This window comes from Mesorhizobium amorphae, from assembly GCF_014843845.1.
GTDB lineage: Bacteria > Pseudomonadota > Alphaproteobacteria > Rhizobiales > Rhizobiaceae > Mesorhizobium > Mesorhizobium amorphae_A.
In genome coordinates, this window is sequence record NZ_JHQS01000082.1 from 1 (window position 1) to 445 (window position 445).

Genomic DNA, 445 nt, shown 5'->3' on the forward strand with positions numbered 1-445 from the left:
AAGAAGACCTTCTTTCATTCGAGCTCCTACACCGCCAATCCGATTGCCTGCGCGGCCGCCCTCGCCAATGTCGAGATCTGGCAGGACGAGCCGGTAGTCAAGCGGATCGCGGCCTTGAGCGCGATGCAGGGCGCCGGGCTTCGGCGCTTTCGCGACAATACCAACTTCACCGACTGCCGGGCGACCGGCACGATCGTGGCTCTCGACCTGCGCGCCGGCTCAGCCGGCTATCTGGCCCAGATCGGACCAAAGCTGCGCACGTTCTTCCTCGACCAGGGGCTGCTTGTGCGCCCGCTTGGCAATGTCCTTTATCTTCTCCCACCCTATTGCATCACCGGAGACGAGTTGGACGGACTCTATGACGCGATCGAGGAAGCCGGCGAACGCTTCGGTTCAAGACCATGAGCAGGTCGTCGCGCATTCTCGGGTTTGGTCATCATGCGCC

Annotated in this window: 1 protein-coding gene; it reads left to right on the forward strand. The window is 62.2% G+C overall.

Annotated features, from left to right (window positions below; translation table 11 throughout):
- On the forward strand, positions 1 to 405 hold a 405-nt coding region (locus DH08_RS30080), incomplete at its 5' end, for an aminotransferase class III-fold pyridoxal phosphate-dependent enzyme (protein ID WP_192182888.1).
- Positions 406 to 445 lie beyond the last annotated feature (40 nt).